The following is a 16152-nucleotide window of genomic DNA, read 5'->3' as shown; positions in this document are numbered from 1 at the left end:
GAATCGTCCGCGATCCCGGGCAGGGCCGCGTCTCTTCCTGGTCACCCAGGAGGGAACTTAAGTGAGCACGATCATCAAGGCCACGGCCGTCGCCGTGGCGGCCGGTCTCGGACTCGTCACGCTCTCCGCGTGCGGGGGGTCCGGCTCCGGCAAGGACTCGGCGGACTCCAAGACCGTCACCCTTGTCAGCCATGACTCGTGGGCCGTATCCAAGAGCGTGCTCAAGGACTTCGAGAAGCGTTCCGGCTACAAGGTCACGGTCCTGAAGGACGGTGACGCGGGCGAGGCCGTGAACAAGGCCATCCTGTCCAAGGACAACCCGCAGGGCGACGTCCTCTTCGGCGTCGACAACACGCTCCTGTCGCGCGCCCTCGACAACGGGCTCTTCCAGCCGTACGAGGCCAAGGGCCTGGACCAGGTGGGGACCGAGTACCAGCTCGACAAGGACAAGCACCGGGTCACCCCGATCGACACCGGCAACATCTGCGTCAACTACGACAAGAAGTACTTCGCCGATCACAAGCTGACGCCGCCCGCCTCGTTCGACGACCTCGCCAAGCCCGCGTACAAGAACCTGCTGGTCACGGAGAACGTGTCGACGTCGTCGCCCGGCCTCGGCTTCCTGCTGGGCAGCGCCGCGCAGTACGGGGACAACGGCTGGCAGGGCTACTGGAAGAAGCTCAAGGCCAACGGCGTGAAGGTCGTCGACGGCTGGGAGCAGGCCTACAACGAGGAGTTCTCGGGCTCCGCCGGTGGCAGGAAGGCGGGCGGCGACCGGCCGCTCGTCGTGTCCTACGCGTCGTCGCCGCCGGCCGAGGCGATCTACTCGGACCCGCAGCCGAAGTCCGCCCCGACCGGGGTCGCGACCGGCACCTGCTTCCGCCAGACCGAGTTCGCGGGCCTGCTGAGCAACGCGAAGAACGAGAAGGGCGGCAAGGCGCTCCTCGACTTCCTGATCGCGAAGCAGTTCCAGCAGGACATGCCGCTGAACATGTTCGTGGACCCGGTGACGAAGGACGCGGCCCTGCCCGCCGACTACGCGAAGTACGACGTCAAGGTCGACGCCCCGAAGACCATGGCCCCGAAGAAGATCGCCGACAACCGTGACGCCTGGGTCAAGTCGTGGACCTCACTCGTACTGAAGTAACGCCCCCCGGAGGACCTCCGGCCGAGCGCCCGGCCAAGCACCCGGCCAAGCACCCGGCCAAGCACCCGGCCAAGCGCCCGGCAAAGCACCTGGTAAAGCCTCCGGCAGAGCCCCGTAAGGGTCGTCGCAGCGGGAGCGCGGCGCGGCTCGGCCTGATGGCCGTGCCCGTCGCGTTCTTCGCGATCTTCTTCGCCTATCCGGTCGCGGCGATCGTCTCCCGCGGCCTGAAGGCGGGCGGCCACTGGCAGTTCGGGCGGATCGCCGACGTGCTCGGGCAGTCCGACATCCGGCACGTCCTGTGGTTCACGACCTGGCAGGCGTTCGCCTCGACCGTGCTCACGCTGCTGATCGCGCTCCCCGGCGCGTACGTCTTCGCGCGCTTCGAGTTCAGGGGCAAGCAGGTTCTGAGGGCCGCCGTCACCGTGCCGTTCGTGCTGCCGACCGTCGTCGTCGGCACGGCGTTCCTGGCGCTGGTCGGCCGCGGCGGGCTGCTCGACGGTCTGTGGGGCGTACGCCTCGACACCACGGTGTGGGCGATCCTGCTCGCCCATGTCTTCTTCAACTACGCCGTCGTCGTGCGCACCGTCGGCGGACTGTGGTCGCAGCTCGACCCGCGGCAGGAGGAGGCCGCCCGGATGCTGGGCGCCTCCCGCTGGACGGCCTGGCGGAAGGTGACGCTGCCCGCGCTCGGGCCCGCCGTCGCGGCCGCCGCGCTGATGGTCTTCCTCTTCACGTTCACGTCGTTCGGCGTGGTCCAGATCCTCGGCGGGCCGACGTTCTCCACTCTTGAGGTGGAGATCTACCGGCAGACCGCGCAGATCTTCGACCTCTCCACGGCGGCCGTCCTCACGATCGTGCAGTTCGCCGCCGTGGGGATCATCCTCGCCGTGCACGCCTGGAGCGTGCGCCGGCGGGAGAGCGCGCTGCGCCTCGTCGACGCGGCGCACACCGCCCGGCGCCCGCGCGGCGCGGGCCAGTGGGCGCTGCTCGCCGGGGTGGTCGCCACGGTCGCGGTGCTGATCCTGCTGCCGCTCGGCGTGCTGATCCAGAGGTCCTTCGAGGGGCTCGACGGCTTCGGGTTCGCCTACTACAAGGCGCTCACCTCGTCCGACAGCGGTGTGTTCCTGGTGCCGCCGATCGAGGCGATCGGGAACTCCCTCACGTACGCGCTCGCCGCCACCGCCATCGCGGTCGTGATCGGCGGACTCGCCGCCGCGGCCCTGACGCGGAGAGCCGGCCGTCTCGTACGGGGCTTCGACGCGCTCCTCATGCTGCCGCTCGGCGTCTCCGCCGTCACCGTCGGCTTCGGCTTCCTGATCACCCTGGACAAGCCGCCCCTCGACCTGCGCGGCACCTGGATCCTGGTGCCGCTGGCCCAGGCCCTCGTCGGGGTGCCCTTCGTCGTCCGCACCATGCTGCCGGTCCTGCGCGCGGTCGACGGGCGGCTGCGCGAGGCCGCCGCCGTCCTCGGCGCCTCGCCGCTGCGGGCCTGGCGCGAGGTCGACCTGCCGATGGTGCGCAGGGCTCTGCTGATCGCGGCCGGGTTCGCGTTCGCCGTGTCGCTCGGCGAGTTCGGGGCGACCGTGTTCATCGCCCGCCCGGACCACCCGACCCTTCCGGTCGCCGTGGCGCGGCTCCTCGGCCGCGCCGGTGACCTCAACTACGGCCAGGCAATGGCCCTTTCGACGATTCTCATGGTGGTGTGCGCGGTGTCGCTGCTGCTGCTCGAACGCATCCGCACGGACCGTACGACGGGGGAGTTCTGATGGCCCTGCTGACCCTGGACGACGCGACTGTGCGGTTCGGCGGTCCGTCCAGAACGGCGCACGCTGCGCTCGACCGGGTCGATCTGGAGGTCGCCGAGCACGAGATCGTGTGCGTGCTCGGCCCCAGCGGCAGCGGCAAGTCGACGCTTCTGCGGGTCGTGGCCGGGCTCCAGGGGCTCGACGGGGGACGCGTGTTCCTCGACGGCCGTGACCAGTCGGGCGTGCCCGCGCACCGGCGGGGCGTCGGCCTCATGTTCCAGGACCATCAGCTGTTCCCGCAGCGCGCCGTGGGCGGCAATGTCGCGTTCGGGCTGCGGATGCACGGCGCCGCACGCTCCGAACAGCAGGACCGCGTACGGGAGTTGCTGGCGTTGGTCGGGCTGCCCGGCGCCGAGGGGCGCGCCGTGGCCTCGCTGTCCGGCGGCGAGCAGCAGCGCGTCGCCCTCGCCAGGGCACTCGCCCCACGACCCCGCCTGCTCATGCTCGACGAGCCGCTCGGCCAGCTCGACCGCTCGCTGCGGGAGCGTCTGGTCGTCGAACTCAGGGAACTCTTCGGCGAGTTGGGCACGACGGTGCTCGCCGTGACGCACGACCAGGGCGAGGCCTTCGCGCTCGCCGACCGCGTCGTGGTGATGCGCGACGGACGGATCGCCCAGTCCGGTACGCCACTTGAGGTGTGGCAGCACCCGGCCGACGCGTTCGTGGCACGCTTCCTCGGCTTCGACAACGTGGTCGACGCCACGATCGTCGGGGAGGCGGCCGACACGCCCTGGGGAAAGGTGCCCGTGCCCGCGGGGTCCCCGCAGGGCCGCGCCAAGATCCTGGTCAGGCCCGCGGGCGTACGCCTCGTGCCCGCCGCCGAGGCCCAGTTGACGTGCACGGTCACCGCGCGCACCTTCCGCGGCACGCATGTCGCCGTACACCTCCAGGCCACGCAAGCACCCCGCCTCGAAGCGGCCTGCGCGCTGCGGGACGCGCCGGAGCCGGGGGACGAGGTCGGGGTGGCGTTCGACGCGGGCGAAATCGTGGTGCTGGACGGCCCGTCCGCGGCATAGGGTCCGCCGTATGACGACGGAGACCGCGGCATCCGGACAGCTTGCCCACGACCGCTACTGCGACGAAGTCGTCGCGCAGACCGCCCTGTTGGCCGGGCATCTCGTCGGCGCCGACCTGACGGGGACCGTGCCGACCTGCCCCGACTGGACCCTGCGCGACCTCGTCGTGCACCTCGGCGGCGTGCACCGCTGGGTCGAGGCGATCGTACGGACCGGGGCCACCGAGCCCGTCCCGGACGAGAAGGTGCCGGGCTTCGACGGCCCCGGGAGCAACGACCCGGCCGCGCTCGCGGCCTGGCTCCTGGAAGGCGCCGAGCTGACCGCGCGGACGCTGCGCGCCGCGGGCCCCGACACCCGCGTGTGGACCTGGTCCTGGCAGCAGACCACGGGGTTCTGGGCGCGCCGCATGACGCACGAGACCGTGATCCACCGGGCGGACGCGGCGCTCACGGCGCAGGCCGCGTACGAGGTGGCGCCCGAACTCGCCGCCGACGCGATCGACGAGTGGCTGCAGATCGTCGCCCACGCCCAGCGGTCGGACCCGTCCGACACCGCGGCGGAGCTGCGCGGCGGCGGGCGCAGCCTGCACCTCCACGCCACCGACGCACCGGCGGAGCTGAACGCCGAATGGCTGGTCGAGCTGGGCGAGGACGGCTTCACCTGGCGCCGCGGCCACGAGAAGGCGACCGTCGCCCTGCGGGGGCCGCTGACCGATGTGCTGCTCGCGTTCTATCGGCGCGCGCCCCTCGACGACGGACGCGTGGAGGTCCTGGGAGAGCGGGAGCTGCTGGACTTCTGGCTGGAACGGGCGACGTTCGGGTAGCCCAGGCCCGGCTTCCGCGCAGTCCGCCAAGGAGTTCAGCCAGCCGCAGAGCTCAGCTCGCCGAGGAGGTCAGCCCAGCTTCTCTCGATCTCACGGCCGGCGTCCGTGTGCGGGATCGCGGGCCTGCGCGGGGCGGGTTCAGGGGTCTGTACCTGCCCGTGCCAGGACGCCGTACTCCTGAAGATCAGCCCTGGACGGCCGCCGGGTCCATCCACATGATCTCCCAGGTGTGACCGTCCGGGTCGTCGAAGGCGCGGCCGTACATGAAACCGTGGTCCTGCTTCTCACCGGTCTCGGTGCCACCCGCGGCGATCGCCTTGTCGACGAGCTCGTCGACCTTCTCGCGGCTCTCGGCGCTCAGACACAGCAGCACCTCGGTGTTCTTGGTCGGGTCGACGATCGTCTTCTTCGTGAAGCCGGCGTACTTCTCCTTGGTGAGGAGCATGACCACGATGTGCTCGCTGACCACCACGGCGGCGCCGGTCTCGTCGGAGAACTGCGGGTTGATCGAGTACCCGAGCTCGGTGAAGAACTTCTTCGACGCGTCGAGGTCGTTCACGGCGAGGTTCGGGAAGATCATCTGCTGGTACATGGTGGGGCCGTCTCTTTCGCTCGCTGGTCTCGGTGTTGCGTCGCTGTGCCGTACGCAGGGTTAGACGTGAGGCCCGCCCGTAACTCATCGCCCGCCGCGAACTTTCTTTCGATCTTTTTCGGGGGCCCGCAACGAGAGGGTGCGGGCCCCGCTCAGGGCGCGAGCGGGAGCGCCGCCAGTTCCGCGACGGCCCATGTCAGCAGCCCGAACACGGCGAGCAGTGCCGCCGCGCGCAGCCCGGCCGCGCCCCGGAGGAGACTTGCGGGGGCGCCGAGCCGGAGCAGGGCGGCCGTGGTGTCGGAGCGGGCGTGCTTGGCCTCGACCGAGGCCGTCAGGAGCGTGGCGACCGTACAGCCCATGACGAGGACGGCGCCGAGCGCGGACAGCGGGCCGAGGTCGGGCTGACGTCCCGACCAGAGGGTGAGCCCCGCGTACGCGCCGGAGGCCACCGCGCAGACCACGCCCAGGGGGCGGCCGATACGACGGGCCTCCTCCTGAAGCACCCGGCCCGCCAGGAGCCGCGCCGCCCCGGGCCGCACCGACTGAAGGGCCCGGCCGCACTGGTACGTGAGTCCGGGACCCGCGAGCGCGAGGCCGAGGGCCGTCAGTGTCCAGCCGGCCAGCACGCCCGCCGGGCTGCCGCCGAGACCGCCCGGCATGGGGAACCCCGCGGTGCCGGGCGCGCGGGAGGCGTATGTCTCCACGGCGAGGCCTATGGCCAGCAGCGCCACGCCCCAGGGCAGGCCGGTCGGCGCGGGCACCGGGGCGGCGGGATCGCGTGGGTCCGGCTGGGGCTCGCCGGCCTTGGCGGCGCGCGGGCGCAGCACGAGGGCACAGGCGCCGGACGCGGCGAGCGGGACCAGGGCGAGCAGGGTCAGGGTGGCGGCCAGGGGCAGGGGCCGGTCGGCGGCGAGGAGACCGCGTGCCGCCCCGTCGAAGGGCAGTCCGGAGAGGTCGCCGCGCAGGTGCAGGAAGACCAGCAGCGCCAGCATCGAGCCGAGCGTGCAGGCGACCGCGGTGGAGATCGCCGAGATGAGCGTGAGGCGTGCCGGGCCGAGGCCGACCGCGGACAGGCCGGGACGCGGCTTGGTGCCCGGGTCGGTGCGGGCGACGGCGACGGCGAGGTGGACGGTCGCGGCGATCGGCACCACGCACCAGGCCAGGCGCAGTACGGATCCGGTGGAGGCGTCGGGGTGGCCCATCGCGTAGCCGAGCGTGCACAGCAGGAGGAATCCGGTGCCGGCGGAGGCGGCCGCGACCAGCAGCCTGCGCAGCTGGACGACGGGCTGGCCCCCGCGGGCTAGACGGAGAGCGAGCACGCGGCCCGGCCTTCCGCGTCGGTGCCGCCGGGAACCCCGGGCAGATGGAGCGTGTGCACGCGGCGCCCGTCGAGGAGCGACATCGTGCGGTCGGCCAGGGCGGCCACCTCGGTGTCGTGCGTGGCGAGGACGACGGTGATGCCGTGCGAGCGGGCCGCGGCCATCAGGGTGCGCAGGACGTGGGCGCGGTCGGCGCGGTGCAGGGGCGCGGTGGGCTCGTCGGCGAAGAGCACCGAGGGCGCGGTGACCAGGGCGCGGGCGATGGCGACGCGCTGGCGTTCCGACTGGATCAGGGCGTGCGGGCGCTTGCGGGCGCACATGCCGATGTCGAGGCGCTCCAGCCACTCCAGGGCACTGGCCTTGGCGGCGCGGCGGCTGCCGCCGCGCATCATCAGGGCGAGCGCCGTGTTCTCCCAGGCGTTCAGCTCGGGCACGAGGTGGGGCTCGGGGTCGATCCAGGCGAAGCGGTCGCGGCGCAGCCGTTCCCTGACGAGCGGACCCATGGTGTGCACGGGGGTGCTGTTGAACCAGACCTCGCCCTGCTGCGGCAGGAGCTGGCCGGAGAGGCACTGCAGGAGCGTCGTCTTGCCGCTGCCGCGCGGCCCTGTGACGGCGAGGATCTCGCCCTCGCGGACACCGAGCGAGACGCCGGTGAGCGCGGGCGAGCCGTTGTGGGAGAAGTGCAGGGCGCGTGCCCAGAGTACGTCGTTGTCCGGTGGGGCCACCATGGCGAACACCTCGTTCAGAGACTGCAGATCAGAAATGCCGTAAGACGAGCCGTCCCCCTTACGGGGGAACGAAGGCAGGGCCGATCGGTCACTGGGCACGCTAGGTATTCGCCGGCGCGGGTCGGGAAAGGACGCGGCCCGGCCGCCCCCATCTCACTCGGATGGGCGCAGCCGGGCCGCGGGAGCCGTCAGGCTCAGATCTTGCTCCAGGCCTCCGTGAGGACCTGGCGGATGATGCCCTCGATCTCGTCGAAGGTGGACTGGTCCGAGATCAGCGGCGGCGACAGCTGGATGACCGGGTCACCACGGTCGTCGGCGCGGCAGTACAGGCCGTACTCGTAGAGCTTCTTGGACACGAAGCCGTAGAGCACGCGCTCCGACTCCTCGTCCGTGAAGGACTCCTTGGTGTCCTTGTCCTTGACGAGCTCGATGCCGTAGAAGAAGCCGTTGCCGCGGACGTCGCCGACGATCGGCAGGTCGTGCAGCTTCTGCAGCGTCTTGAGGAAGCTGGCCTCGTTGTCGAGCACGTGCTGGTTGAGCCCCTCGCGCTCGAACAGGTCGAGGTTGGCGAGCGCCACGGCCGAGGAGACCGGGTGGCCACCGAAGGTGTAGCCGTGCAGGAAGGTGTTGTCACCCTTGTAGAACGGCGCCGCGATCCGGTCGGAGACGATGGTCGCACCGATCGGGGAGTAGCCCGAGGTCATGCCCTTGGCGCAGGTGATGATGTCCGGGATGTAGCCGAACTTGTCACAGGCGAACATCGTGCCGAGGCGGCCGAAGGCGCAGATGACCTCGTCCGAGACGAGCAGCACGTCGTACTGGTCGCAGATCTCGCGCACGCGCTGGAAGTAGCCGGGCGGCGGCGGGAAGCAGCCACCGGCGTTCTGCACGGGCTCGAGGAAGACCGCGGCGACGGTCTCGGGGCCCTCGAAGAGGATCTCCTGCTCGATCTGGTCGGCGGCCCAGCGGCCGAAGGCCTCCGGGTCGTCGCCGTGGATCGGCGCGCGGTAGATGTTGGTGTTCGGCACCTTGTGCGCGCCCGGGACGAGCGGCTCGAAGGGGGCCTTCAGGGCCGGCAGACCCGTGATGGACAGGGCGCCCTGCGGGGTGCCGTGGTAGGCCACCGCGCGGGAGATCACCTTGTACTTGGTGTGGTTGCCGTTCAGCTTGTGGTACTGCTTCGCAAGCTTCCAGGCGGTCTCGACGGCCTCGCCACCACCGGTGGAGAAGAAGACCTTGTTGAGGTCACCCGGGGCGTAGTGGGCCAGGCGCTCGGCGAGCTCCACGGCCTTCGGGTGGGCGTACGACCACACCGGGAAGAAGGCCAGCTCGGTCGCCTGCTTGGCGGCGACCTCGGCGAGCTCGCGGCGGCCGTGACCGGCCTGCACCACGAACAGGCCGGAGAGGCCGTCGAGGTACTTCTTGCCCTTGTCGTCGTAGATGTAGGTGCCCTCGCCACGCACGATGGTGGGAACGGGCGCGTTCTCGTACGACGACATGCGGGTGAAGTGCATCCACAGGTGGTCGTACGCGGTTCGGCTGAGGTCCTTGCTCACGGCTATCGGGTTCCCCACATATAGGTCTGCTTCTTGAGCTTGAGGTAGACGAAGCTCTCGGTGGAGCGCACGCCGGGAAGGGCCCGGATGCGTTTGTTGATGACGTCCAGGAGTTGGTCGTCGTCCTCACACACGACCTCCGCGAGGAGGTCGAACGAGCCCGCGGTCATGACCACGTACTCGACTTCCGGCATGGCCGTCAGCGCTTCTGCCACGGGATCGAGGTCGCCCTCTGCGTTGATACCGACCATCGCCTGCCTTCGGAAGCCCACGGTGAGTGGGTCCGTGACGGCGACGATCTGCATCACGCCCTGGTCGAGCAGCTTCTGGACGCGCTGCCGCACGGCCGCTTCGGAGAGGCCGACGGCCTTTCCGATGGCGGCATACGGCCTACGGCCGTCTTCCTGGAGCTGTTCGATGATGGCGAGGGAAACGGCGTCCAACGGCGGAGCGCCGTTGCCGTTCCTGGATCCCTTTGGGTCTGCGCTGCGACTGGCCACGTCCACCACTGTGCACGAGGAGTCGACAGTTCCGCAAGCCCAGATCGATGAAATTCGTTGTTTGGGGGCTCGAACTTCACGGATTTCGCAGATCTGGGGGGTCAGGGGGTGTTGAAAGCGTGGGCCGACGGATTAGGGTGGGTATCTCATCCAATGGACATCCGACCAGGAGGGCCGCCCCAGTGACCAGCGAGCTGCGTCGTCTGCGCAATTACATCGACGGTGAGTTCCGGGACGCCGCCGACGGACGGACCACCGAAGTGGTCAATCCCGCCAACGGTGAGGCGTACGCGACCGCGCCGCTCTCCGGCGACGCCGACGTCGACGCGGCCATGGCCGCCGCCGCGGCCGCGTTCCCGGCCTGGCGTGACCTCACGCCGAGCGAGCGCCAGAAGGCCCTCCTCAAGATCGCGGACGCGTTCGAGGAGCGGGCCGAGGAGCTCATCGCCGCCGAGGTCGAGAACACCGGCAAGCCGACCGGCCTGACCCGGTCCGAGGAAGTCCCGCCCATGGTCGACCAGATCCGCTTCTTCGCGGGTGCGGCGCGCATGCTCGAGGGCCGCTCGGCCGGCGAGTACATGGAGGGCCTGACCTCGATCATCCGCCGCGAGCCGATCGGCGTCTGCGCCCAGGTCGCGCCGTGGAACTACCCGATGATGATGGCCGTGTGGAAGTTCGCCCCGGCGCTCGCCGCGGGCAACACGGTCGTCCTGAAGCCGTCGGACACCACCCCGGCCTCCACCGTGCTGATTGCCGAGATCATCGGTTCGATCGTCCCCAAGGGCGTTTTCAACGTCATCTGCGGTGACCGTGAGACCGGCCGCGCGATGGTCGAGCACAAGACCCCGGCGATGGCCTCCATCACCGGCTCGGTGCGCGCGGGCATCTCGGTGGCCGAGTCCGCCGCCAAGGACGTCAAGCGCGTCCACCTGGAGCTCGGCGGCAAGGCCCCCGTCGTGGTCTTCGAGGACACCGACATCGCCAAGGCCGTCGAGGACATCTCGGTGGCGGGCTTCTTCAACGCGGGCCAGGACTGTACGGCCGCCACCCGCGTCCTCGTCCAGGAGTCCATCCACGACGAGTTCGTGCAGGCCCTCGCCAAGGCGGCGGCCGACACGAAGACCGGCCGGCCGGACGACGAGGACGTGCTCTACGGGCCCCTCAACAACCCGAACCAGCTCGCCCAGGTCACCGGCTTCATCGAGCGCCTGCCCGCGCACGCCAAGGTCGAGGCCGGCGGCCACCGGGTCGGCGACAAGGGCTACTTCTACGCCCCGACCGTCGTCTCGGGCCTCAAGCAGGACGACGAGATCATCCAGAACGAGGTCTTCGGCCCGGTCATCACCGTCCAGTCCTTCACGGACGAGGCGCAGGCCGTCGAGTGGGCGAACGGCGTCGAGTACGCGCTGGCCTCCTCGGTCTGGACGAAGGACCACGCGCGCGCGATGCGCATGTCCAAGATCCTCGACTTCGGCTGTGTGTGGATCAACACCCACATCCCGCTGGTCGCCGAGATGCCGCACGGCGGCTTCAAGAAGTCCGGCTACGGCAAGGACCTCTCCGCGTACGGCTTCGACGACTACACGCGCATCAAGCACGTCATGACGTCGATCGAGGGCTGATCAGCGGCACCGACCTGCTCCACCCGCCCCCGCGTGGCTCCGGCCGCGCGGGGGCGGTCGCGTGTCCGGGGCAGGTGGGTGCGCGGCGGGGTGCCGGGTGATGATCGACAGTGTGTCGGCTCTCACCCGGTCGGCTTGACGCAGCGTCCATTGTCCGGCCCCGCTGGTCGCGGGCATCCTGCACAGGTGCGAGCGACCCCGATGAACCCCAAGCCGTCCCTGTCCCGGCGTTCCCTGATGCGTGCCCTGGGCGGAGGTGCCACGGCCGCGGCGGTCGGCGCGCTCGCCTCGGGATGCGGTGTGCCCGCCGCCTACGTCGCGCCGGGGGACCGCGCCGCGACCGACCGCTCCGGCAGCGACAAGCGGCTCGTCTTCGCCAACTGGCCGCTCTACATCGACGTCGACGACGACGATCCGTCGAAGCGGCCCACGCTCGACGCCTTCCGGAAGCAGACCGGGATCGACGTCAAGTACACCGAAGAGATCAACGACAACGACGAGTTCTTCGGCAAGATCAGCCCGTCCCTGATGAACCATCAGAAGACCGGCCGGGACCTCATCGTCATCAGCGACTGGATGTGCGCCAAGTTCGTGACGCTCGGCTGGGTCCAGGAGATGGACCGTGCCCGGCAGCCGCACGTCGCCAAGTACCTCGACCCGCTGCTGCGTTCACCGCACTTCGACCCCGGGCGCAAGTACACCGTCCCGTGGCAGTCCGGCATCACCGGCATCGCGTACAACAAGCGCAGGGTCGGACGCGAGATCAAGCACGTGTCCGACCTGTGGGCGGCCGATCTCAAGGGCAAGGTCACGCTGCTGTCCGGGCTCGACGAGTCGTTCGCGCTGCTCATGCAGGGCAACGGCGTCGACATCACCCGGTGGACCCCGGACGACTTCCACCGCGTGTGCGACCAGGTCGAGAAGCTCGTCAAGAGCCACCACATCCGCCGCTTCACCGGCAACGACTACATCAAGGACCTCTCCAGCGGCGACGTCCTCGCCTGCCAGGCCTACAGCGGTGACGTCATCCAGCTCAAGGCCGACGACCCGGACATCGAGTTCGTCGTGCCCGAGGAGGGCGGAGAGCTGTGGGCCGAGTCGCTGATGATCCCCAACCTCGCCGACCACAAGCGCAACGCCGAGAACCTCATCGACTACTACTACCGGCCGGAGGTCGCCGCAGAGCTGGCCACATGGGTCAACTACGTGAGCCCTGTGCCGGCCGCCCGCGAGATCCTCGCCGACTCGAAGGACAAGGACACCGCGGCACTCGCCGAGGACCCGCTGATCTTCCCCGACGACACGATGCGCCGACGGCTCGCGATCGCGCGCGACATCACGTCCAAGGAGCGCCCGGAACTCGCCAAGCGGTGGAACGCGATCGCGGGGTTGTGAGATCGCGGGGTGGTGCGAGGGGGCCGGCCGGCGCCGGCCCGTTCACCTCCGGCCCGTTCACCTCCGGCCCGTTCACCTCCGGCCCGTTCGGTTCCGGCCCGGTCAGTTCCACAGTGGCGTGGTCATGACCTGCTGGAACGCGTCCGGGTGGCCGTTCGGGTAGGTGAGCGTGATGCGGGAGTAGTGCTGAGTGCCACGGTGCTTGGTCCAGGACTGCGGGTGGTCGAGGCGGACCGTGACGCGGTACGAGCGGAACTTGCCAGCGGCGCAGTACGGCTTGCAGTCGTTCACCCAGCTCGTGCCCGTGGCCACCGCCTTGCGCGGGCCCCACTGCGACCAGTGGAGCGAGGTGAGGCGGCTGTTGCCGTCCCCGCACGCGAGCAGGAAGTCCGTGGGTCGCACCTGTGGCTGCCAGGTGCAGCTGACGATCACGGGGACGCCGGTCCGCGGCTGCGGCTTCGGCGCCGCGGCGGTGGCGGAGGCCGGAGCCATGGCTGCTGCGAGGGATGCGGCTGCACAGAGTGCGAGCGCTGCCTTCAGTGGGTTGCTCCGCAAAGTATGCTCCCGGCCGATCGGGGGGCTCTGGGCCCCGTGGGCTCGTTCCGACGCTAAGGCCGCGGCGTGAGATGCGCCACTCGATCGGGCTAAGGTCGCACGGACGGGTACAGGCGGGCAGGTCAGCGCTTGATCGCCGCCATGCTGATGCCCCCGCGACAGGTCGCGGGGGCCGGGCGATCAGTCGCCGCGCAGCCCGCACAGGACGTCGATGCGGTTCGTCGTGATCGAGTCGACGCCGAGGTCGAGGAGACGCCGCATCGCCGACTTCGTGTCCGGGGTCCACGCGGAGACCAGCAGGCCCTGGCGGTGCACATGGGCCGTCAGCTCCCGACCGACCAGCGGGAAACGGTAGTTGAGCCAGGTCGGCCTGATCGCTTCGAGCACGCCGGGCCGCGGAGGGGCCAGCGTCGTCCAGGTCAGCGCGATCTCGGCGGCCGGGTCCGCGCGCCGCACCGCCAGCATCGTCTCCGCGCCCGCGCAGTAGTAGGCACGCTCGTCGGCGCCGCAGTCACGGATGACGCCGATGACCGTACGGACCGTGCGCACGTCCGCGCCCGGCAGGTCCACCATCGCCCGCCGCTCGGCCAGTACCTCAAGGGCCTGTTCGAGGGTGGGCACGCCGCCCGCGGTGACGCCGCGCACCTCGTCGTACGAGAGCGCGGAGAGCGGGCGGTCGTGGTCCCACAGCCGCTTGAGCGTGGAGTCGTGCAGCAGTACGGGCACGCCGTCGCGGGTCAGACGGACGTCGATCTCGACCGCGTCCGCCCCCTGCTCCAGCGCGGAGCGCAGGGAGGCGAGGGTGTTCTCACGGACGCGGTAGGGGTCGCCCCGGTGGGCCACGGCAGTCACGGTACGCATGGCCCCATTGTGGTCAGCCGGTCATGCCCGGGCGAGCCACGTGTCCGTGTAGGTGTCGATCTCCGCGGTGATACGGGCCTTGCCCGGCTCGTCGAGGAACGACGCGTCGACCGCGTTCCTGGCGAGCGCGGCCACGCCCCGCTCGTCGAGGTCGAGGAGGCGGGCGGCGACGGCGTACTCGGTGTTGAGGTCCGTGCCGAACATCGGCGGGTCGTCGGAGTTGACGGTGACGACGACCCCGGCGTCGACGAACTGCTTGATGGGGTGCTCCTCGAGGGTCTTCACGGCGCGCGTCGCGATGTTCGACGTCGGGCAGACCTCGAGCGGGATGCGGTGCTCGGCGAGGTGGGCGAGGAGCTTCGGGTCCTGGGCGGACGTCGTGCCGTGGCCGATGCGTTCGGCGCCGAGGTGGACCAGCGCGTCCCAGACCGTCCCGGGGCCCGTCGTCTCGCCGGCGTGCGGCACGGAGTGCAGGCCCGCGGCGATCGCGCGGTCGAAGTACGGCTTGAACTGGGGCCGCGGCACGCCGATTTCGGGCCCGCCGAGCCCGAAGGAGACCAGGCCCTCCGGGCGGATCGTGTCAGTGGTCGCGAGCCGCACGGTCTCCTCGGCGGACTCGAGCCCCGCCTCGCCGGGGATGTCGAAGCACCAGCGCAGGACGGTGCCGAACTCGGCCTCGGCCGCCTTGCGGGCGTCCTCGATCGCCTCCATGAAGCCGTACTCGTCGATGCCGCGGCGGACGGAGGAGTACGGGGTGATGGTCAGCTCGGCGTAGCGCACGTTCTGCCGGGCCATGTCCCGCGCGACCTCGAACGTGAGGAGGCGGACGTCCTCCGGCGTGCGCACGAGGTCGACGACCGAGAGGTATACGTCGATGAAGTGCGCGAAGTCCGTGAACGTGAAGTAGTCGGCCAGCGCCTCGGGGTCCGTCGGGACCTTGGAGTCCGGGTGGCGGGCCGCGAGCGTGGAGACGATCCGGGGGGACGCCGAGCCGACGTGGTGCACATGCAGCTCTGCCTTTGGCAGTCCGGCGATAAAGGCATGCAGATCGGTCACGGATTCCTCCCCAGGAACTTGGTTGATCGGCTGATCGGTGGGTCGCAGTCATCGTAGGCGTGCCCCGGCCGCGCCCCGGCGGCGGCCGTAGCATGACGGGACGTCTGGGTGGGAGAAGAAGGGGACGAACGAGCGATGTCCAAGGACACAGAGGGCAGAGAGAGCGCTGACGGCGCGGAGGGTTCCAACGGTCCGGCGGCTTCGCCGGAGTGGGGGACGGGGACGGGGCCGGGGCAGGGGGACCGGGGTGCGGGGGACCCGCCTGAGGGCAGGGTGTCCCTGGGGAAGCGGGGACCGGACCCATGGGCGGCCCCGGCGGACCCGGGCCCGCGGGACGCGGTGCCGCAGGACGCCGCCGGGCCGGCTGCTCCGGCGCCCGCGCATCCGTTCGCCCCGCCGTCGCAGGGGGAGACGCAGGTGGACCCGTTCACCCCGCCGTCCCATGCCGAGACGCAGGTGGACCCCTTCGCGGCGCCTTCGTCCCCGTCCTCGCCGACCCCGCCCGCCGAGCCGTACAACCCGTTCGCCCCGCCCTCCCCGGGCGCCGCGCCGGCCCCCGGCCGCTGGTCACAACAGCCGCAACACCCGCACCCGCACTCACACGCCCAGCCGCCGGGTGCCCCCTACGCGATGCCCCCCGGCTACCCGGCGACGCAGGCCGGGGCCCCCTGGGCGCCGGGGGCCAACCCCTTCGCGCCGCCCGGAGAACCCGTGCCCCCGCCGCCCGTCTCGCCCGACGGGCCAGGGCAGATGCACTACGGCTACCCGGCCGCCCCGTACGGCTACGGCTACGGCCGCCACGCAGCGACCGGCCCGGCCCCGATGCCCTACGGCGGTCCCGGCTACGGCTGGCCCGGGATGCAGCCGCGCCCCGCGAACGGCATGGGCGTCGCCGCCCTGACGCTCGGGATCATCTCGGCCGTCGGCTTCATCCTGTGGCCGATCGCGATCGTGGTCGGGATCCTCGCCATCATCTTCGGCGCCATCGGCCGCGCCAGGGCGACCCGGGGCGAGGCCACGAACTCCGGTCAGGCGCTGGCCGGACTGATCTGCGGCATCGGCGGACTGGTGCTCGCGCTGGTCCTGATGTTCTTCGTCATCGCCGACAGCGGCTCGTCGAGCGACAGCGACAGCAGCGACGACAGCGGCTACTCCGCCGCCCTGTAGGACACCGCCT

At 70.8% G+C, this 16152-nt stretch carries 14 protein-coding genes and 1 pseudogene; 7 read left to right on the top strand and 8 right to left on the bottom strand.

The annotated features are described in order from the left end of the window. Positions 1-61: 61 nt before the first annotated feature. The 4 genes from OHA58_RS09500 (at position 62) to OHA58_RS09485 (ending at position 4791) form a co-directional block, all read left to right on the top strand. Positions 62-1147, top strand: coding sequence for a thiamine ABC transporter substrate binding subunit (locus OHA58_RS09500; protein ID WP_405478232.1), 1086 nt, complete (start codon positions 62-64; stop codon positions 1145-1147). A 155-nt stretch (positions 1148-1302) separates the two neighbouring features. Then, entirely contained in the window at positions 1303-2913 is a 1611-nt protein-coding gene (locus tag OHA58_RS09495) for an ABC transporter permease (protein WP_405478230.1), read from the top strand. Continuing rightward, the gene (locus OHA58_RS09490) at positions 2913-3968 is read left to right on the top strand and encodes an ABC transporter ATP-binding protein (RefSeq protein ID WP_405478228.1); all 1056 of its coding nucleotides are present in this window, start codon (positions 2913-2915) and stop codon (positions 3966-3968) included. The genes OHA58_RS09495 and OHA58_RS09490 overlap by 1 nt, the downstream gene beginning before the upstream one ends. 10 nt (positions 3969-3978) lie before the next feature. Next, complete coding sequence (locus OHA58_RS09485) at positions 3979-4791, top strand: maleylpyruvate isomerase family mycothiol-dependent enzyme (RefSeq protein ID WP_405478226.1); 813 nt, start codon at positions 3979-3981, stop codon at positions 4789-4791. Between the two features lie 184 nt (positions 4792-4975). Here OHA58_RS09485 and OHA58_RS09480 read toward each other — a convergent pair whose 3' ends face one another. The 5 genes from OHA58_RS09480 to OHA58_RS09460 form a co-directional block, all read right to left on the bottom strand. Beyond that, positions 4976-5383 carry a VOC family protein gene (locus tag OHA58_RS09480; protein WP_405478225.1) on the bottom strand — a complete coding sequence of 136 codons (408 nt, stop codon included), beginning with the start codon at positions 5381-5383 and terminating at the stop codon, positions 4976-4978. Between the two features lie 152 nt (positions 5384-5535). Further along, complete coding sequence (locus tag OHA58_RS09475; RefSeq protein ID WP_405478224.1) at positions 5536-6702, bottom strand: hypothetical protein; 1167 nt, start codon at positions 6700-6702, stop codon at positions 5536-5538. Beyond that, positions 6684-7430 carry an ABC transporter ATP-binding protein gene (locus OHA58_RS09470; protein ID WP_405478222.1) on the bottom strand — a complete coding sequence of 249 codons (747 nt, stop codon included), beginning with the start codon at positions 7428-7430 and terminating at the stop codon, positions 6684-6686. Before OHA58_RS09470 ends, OHA58_RS09475 begins: the two co-directional genes overlap by 19 nt. A 194-nt stretch (positions 7431-7624) precedes the next feature. Continuing rightward, positions 7625-9004 (bottom strand): aspartate aminotransferase family protein, encoded by a 1380-nt coding sequence (locus OHA58_RS09465; RefSeq protein ID WP_405478220.1) that lies wholly within the window; start codon positions 9002-9004, stop codon positions 7625-7627. Then, positions 8989-9486, bottom strand: coding sequence for an Lrp/AsnC family transcriptional regulator (locus OHA58_RS09460; RefSeq protein WP_405478218.1), 498 nt, complete (start codon positions 9484-9486; stop codon positions 8989-8991). Before OHA58_RS09460 ends, OHA58_RS09465 begins: the two co-directional genes overlap by 16 nt. Before the next feature lie 182 nt (positions 9487-9668). On the opposite strand from OHA58_RS09460, the gene OHA58_RS09455 reads away from it, so the two are divergent. After that, the gene (locus tag OHA58_RS09455) at positions 9669-11108 is read left to right on the top strand and encodes a gamma-aminobutyraldehyde dehydrogenase (RefSeq protein ID WP_405478216.1); all 1440 of its coding nucleotides are present in this window, start codon (positions 9669-9671) and stop codon (positions 11106-11108) included. 201 nt (positions 11109-11309) lie between these two features. Next, positions 11310-12503: a spermidine/putrescine ABC transporter substrate-binding protein gene (locus tag OHA58_RS09450; protein WP_405484868.1), complete on the top strand. Its 1194-nt coding sequence runs from the start codon at positions 11310-11312 to the stop codon at positions 12501-12503. A gap of 102 nt (positions 12504-12605) precedes the next feature. On the opposite strand, the gene OHA58_RS09445 is transcribed toward OHA58_RS09450, so the two are convergent. The 3 genes and pseudogenes from OHA58_RS09445 to OHA58_RS09435 form a co-directional block, all read right to left on the bottom strand. Beyond that, positions 12606-12995 carry a hypothetical protein gene (locus OHA58_RS09445; protein ID WP_405478215.1) on the bottom strand — a complete coding sequence of 130 codons (390 nt, stop codon included), beginning with the start codon at positions 12993-12995 and terminating at the stop codon, positions 12606-12608. Positions 12996-13238: 243 nt separating this feature from the next. After that, entirely contained in the window at positions 13239-13919 is a 681-nt protein-coding gene (locus tag OHA58_RS09440; RefSeq protein WP_405478213.1) for a glycerophosphodiester phosphodiesterase, read from the bottom strand. A 21-nt stretch (positions 13920-13940) separates the two neighbouring features. Continuing rightward, a pseudogene (locus OHA58_RS09435) lies at positions 13941-15049 on the bottom strand (adenosine deaminase); the annotation flags it as partial. 343 nt (positions 15050-15392) lie between these two features. On the opposite strand from OHA58_RS09435, the gene OHA58_RS09430 reads away from it, so the two are divergent. Next, entirely contained in the window at positions 15393-16142 is a 750-nt protein-coding gene (locus OHA58_RS09430) for a DUF4190 domain-containing protein (protein WP_405478211.1), read from the top strand. Positions 16143-16152: the final 10 nt, after the last annotated feature.

The organism is Streptomyces sp. NBC_00009 (assembly GCF_045040855.1).
GTDB classification, from domain to species: domain Bacteria; phylum Actinomycetota; class Actinomycetes; order Streptomycetales; family Streptomycetaceae; genus Streptomyces; species Streptomyces aureus.
This window is presented reverse-complemented; position numbering and strand designations above follow the sequence as displayed.